At 44.6% G+C, this 4218-nt stretch carries 4 protein-coding genes; 3 read left to right on the top strand and 1 reads right to left on the bottom strand.

All coding sequences use genetic code 11. The features are described 5' to 3' along the window. A partial coding sequence (locus VK541_RS24865) for a serine/threonine protein kinase (RefSeq protein WP_324373329.1) occupies positions 1–861 on the top strand: 861 nt, incomplete at its 5' end. Between the two features lie 18 nt (positions 862–879). After that, positions 880–2457, top strand: a complete 1578-nt coding sequence (locus tag VK541_RS24860; RefSeq protein WP_324373328.1) for a serine/threonine-protein kinase — start codon at positions 880–882, stop codon at positions 2455–2457. Here VK541_RS24860 and VK541_RS24855 read toward each other — a convergent pair. Further along, positions 2454–3170, bottom strand: coding sequence for a gamma-glutamyl-gamma-aminobutyrate hydrolase family protein (locus VK541_RS24855; protein ID WP_324373327.1), 717 nt, complete (start codon positions 3168–3170; stop codon positions 2454–2456). The two genes, VK541_RS24860 and VK541_RS24855, sit on opposite strands and share 4 nt — an antisense overlap. A gap of 302 nt (positions 3171–3472) precedes the next feature. On the opposite strand from VK541_RS24855, the gene VK541_RS24850 reads away from it, so the two are divergent. Further along, the coding region (locus VK541_RS24850; protein ID WP_324373326.1) for a hypothetical protein at positions 3473–4218 on the top strand (746 nt) is incomplete at its 3' end.

Raw genomic sequence — 4218 nt, 5'->3', positions numbered from 1 at the left:
GTAAGGCACGGAGACATCAAGAGCAACAACGTCAAGTTCAACACGGCTACCGGTAATTATATTTTGCTGGATTTTGGTTTGGCGATCATGTCTGATGAGCAGCGAAGGTCCAGTCTGCGCAATGCCGGTGCGGTAGAATTTATGGCTCCTGAGCAGTATAACGGGAAAATGCTGTTCCAGACTGACGTTTACAGCTATGGAGTAGTGCTGTATGAACTGCTTGCGGGAACTGTTCCTTTCCCACTGGTCAATAAGCATGAGTCTGCGCGTAACCTGGTGATGGTCGCCCACATTGAAAAACCGGTACCGGACCTGCTGGAACTGCGTAAGGCTCATTTGCCCGCAGACTGGCCTGATGATAAAAAAGTAGCGGAGATGCAGGTGCCCGGCTGGCTGCTGGAGGTGATCGGCAGGTGCCTGGAGAAATTACCGGAAAAAAGATATAAGGACGGGACTGAACTTTATGAGGCTGTTTGCAACGGCATGCTCAGTAAAGAAGATGGAAGCGGACATATTATGGCTTTGCAGAGGGAAAATGCGGTACTTCGAAATAAGGTAGACCGTTATGAACGGACGGCGAGGCCGAGGATATTGATCATTGCCGCTGCGCTGCCTGTTGTTTTTATAGGTGCTTTTGCTATTGGTTCTTCTTTTAACAAAAAAGAGGTAGACGGCAATCAAAACAAGACCATTGTTTTACCTGCCGGGAAGGACACGCTGAACAGTGCAAAACCACCTGCGGTGAAGCAGTTACCGGAAACGAAACCTGCCGATTCATCTGCAGGAAAAAACAACAATGCCGATCCTAAAAAAAAGAAGAAAACAAAAGACGGATTAGTTGATGATGTACCGTATTTTTAAACTATAATTACCTACACTATGAGCAAAGTATTTACCATAACAGAAGGATTGGAAAACATGGGCGCACTGCGCACCGGCGGGCAGGGATCTGTTTATAAGGGTAAAAGAATGGGTGAGATCATTACGGCTGTAAAAATACTGCCCACTCCTATTCATACAGAGAACGCGGATGATAAGCACTTCAGGAATTTTAAAAATGAAGTGGAAAAACTAAAAAAAGTAAACGAGGTCCCGAATCCGAATGTAGTCAAGATCCTGAATTCCGGTCTGACCGAAAGCGGTTCATTTCCTTTCATAGAAATGGAGTATATAGAAGGTCCTGACCTGGAAGACCTGCTGAAACCGCCGCATAGTCCAATTTTTACAGTCCGGGAAACGATAAAGCTGGCAGATCAGCTGGCCAGCGCGCTGGCGCACTGCCATAAGGTAGGTGTAAAGCATGGGGACATTAAGAGCAATAATGTAAAGTTTAATACGGCTACCGGAAACTATATCCTTTTTGATTTTGGGCTGGCGGTGATGTCTGATGAACAGCGCCGCAGCAGTATCCGCCATGCGGGTGCAGTCGAATTTATGGCGCCTGAGCAGCATGACGGGGAGATGTTCTTTCAGACTGATGTGTACAGTTATGGCGTGATCCTTTATGAACTGCTGGCGGGGACGGTTCCTTTTCCGCAGCTCAATAAAGGGGAAACTTCACGAAATGCCGTGATGCTGTCGCACATGGAGAAGCCCGTGCCTGACCTGCTGTCACTGCGCCGTAAGCATTTGCCTGAAAGCTGGTCTGAAGAGGTGAAAACGAAGGAGATGAATGTCCCGGTCTGGCTGATCAATGTGATCAAAAAATGTCTGGAAAAGGCACCTGAGAAAAGATACGCGAATGGACTGATCCTGCAGGAAGCGATCTTGCAAAACAGTCTTGAAAATGAGCTGCCGATGGTAACTGAGCCAGTTACTGCAGCTGCCGAACCGGCTCCGGTGATGATTCCGGTTTCGTCAGATCTGCCAGCGGATGTGGTCAGGATCTCTAAGCCTATCTTTTATGTAATGATTCTTGCACTGGTTGCTTTGAGTCTGTTTGCCGGCTATTCGGTGTATCTCACTGATGTCAATAAAAGACAGCTGGATGCTTACGCCGACAGCCTGAACACGGTTACAACGGATACTGTTGTTGCTGCACCTCAGGATGTACCAGAAACCGATACCGCCGCTATTATAAAGCCTATCATACCGGATTCTTCCGTTTTAAAGGCAAATACCGAGGTGGACAGTTTGCAAAAGGAGTTTGAGCGGCAAACCGGTACGGGTGCGGTGAAACAAGCGCCTCCAAAAGCACCTCCTATTGTTAAAGAAAAAACACCGGAGGCTGTGATCACCAGTGAGGGTAAAAAGTACCAAATCCCTAAAGGCGTCATTTACTTCTATGTCGGCCCTGATCCTGCAAGCAAGAAGGATGCGGTTCTGCCATTGTGGACCAATGCAAAGATTGAAAGTATTGATGAACAGAATGGTTTTATTTACATAACGGTCACTACGACGGACGGGGCAGTCACCAAAGGCTGGATAAAAAAGACAGACCTGAGGGAAACCTCTTAGGTGGCTCTTACTGCTTTCAGAAATGCTTCTTTTACTTTTTGCGAAAGCGGATTGGACGACTTTGATTTCATCCGCTCGGGATGCCATTGTACGGCAAGCATAAAGGCTTTATCTGCCTTGTCTTCGAATTCAAGTGCTTCGATAATCCCGTCTTTTGTGCCTGAGTAAGCGCTGGCCATGAGGTTATTGCCTAAATACCGGGGATCAACTGCCTGGTGATGGGCACTGTTTACTTCAGCCTGTTCAATTCCCGTAGTGCTGTACAGCAGCGTTTCCGGTCTGATATTGACTGTATGTATCTTGTCTTCTGCTGCTTTCTTATGTACCAGGTGTGCCTCCTCCCCGTTGTCTTCAAATACTTTACCTCCCTCAAGAATATTGATATACTGCATACCCCTGCAGATGCCCAGCACCGGCAGTTTCTGGTCCTGGGAAAATTCATAGATCTGCCGCTCAAACTCATCACGCTCTGGTAAAAACGAATCCGGCATGTAAGGGTATTTGGCTGCTCCTCCGAATATAGACGGCAAAACATCTATGCCTCCGGTCAGCACAAAGCCGTCACATTTATAAATGTCGGCTGTATTGCCGCGTTCAAAAGACAACTCCAGGAGCTCGACATCACTTCCAAGTTCTCCGGGTGTGAACCAGCTCCAGTAATTTTGAAAATTGGTTTCACTATAGCTTATTCCGATCCGTTTTAAGGGTTTCATATATCTTCGTAAAGTTGTAAATATAAAACGATAATTTTTTTTAACTATTTAAAACTTTTTTACAATATCCTGCGTTATAGATGTGGTTTGTTTGGTTTAGGTTGATCTGTGGTGGATCAACCATCTAATAACAGGGGTAGCTCACAAAGCTTACCCCTGTTTCTTTTTAGGGCAATTGGCTTTCTTCAGGTAATAATGTTGTTATTTTTCATTTTGTTGCTTATAATTCATGACAAATTTTAATTTTACATGAAACTTAAAATTTCCTTTAAATAAAACAAACAAAAAACCAATATAAACAAATGAAAAAAGTATTGTACCTGATTGCAGTTTCAGCTATTGTATATAGTTGCGGCAACAAAGAGATTTCGGCTACTTATGTACCCAGACCATTAACCGTTACTGAAAAATTTAACGAAAGCGCTGAGCCGGGAGATACCGCGCTTAGAATTGTGAAGTATAAGGGGGATGAAAAGGAAGGATCGGATGCAAAAGAAGCTTTTTCAATAAAATTCAGGGATACGCTCATTAATATTAAAATCAGTGAATCTGATAGTGCGGGCGGCATTGGAAAATTTGCATTTGCTCAATTTGTCAACACGCAAAAGACAGCAATTTTGGCTCAGATAGCAGACAATTCGGGATTGACTGCTCCCTTTTTTATTATTGCTTTGAAAGAGGGCAAGCTGGATGTGGCCAGCCTGTACAGGGCATCCAGCGGAAAACTGGACACAAAATATACTAAAGGAGCTAATCAAGTAGGCAGAAACGGTTATGTGATCAACAATGATTTCTTCGTAGCCAATGTAAACGCTAAAGTCTATGTCCTTAAAAGACAAGATCCTGAGGAAAGGATCCAGGGTGAATTTATAACGAACTCGCCGGACAAGACTACGCTTGCCTTTTTAACGCCTACCTCATTGTACCAGGTAAATTATGCCGCGAACGAAGCCTTGAATGTACCTTTGAGTAAAGAGGCGATCAATGATGCTTATCGTTATGTTCAGCAAAATTTTACCTGGCAGGAAGCAAAAGGCGGCATTTATTT

Origin of the sequence: Pedobacter sp., assembly GCF_035317785.1 — a bacterium.
GTDB lineage: Bacteria > Bacteroidota > Bacteroidia > Sphingobacteriales > Sphingobacteriaceae > Pedobacter.
Note: the sequence above shows the minus strand (reverse complement) of the source record. Positions and strands in the feature narration are given on the sequence as shown.

What these genes read in the sequence shown, in the direction of transcription:
- VK541_RS24855 (WP_324373327.1), bottom strand. Translation starts at nt 3,170, where the DNA reads ATGAAACCCTTAAAACGGATCGGAATAAGCTATAGTGAAACCAATTTT.
- VK541_RS24860 (WP_324373328.1), top strand. Translation starts at nt 880, where the DNA reads ATGAGCAAAGTATTTACCATAACAGAAGGATTGGAAAACATGGGCGCA.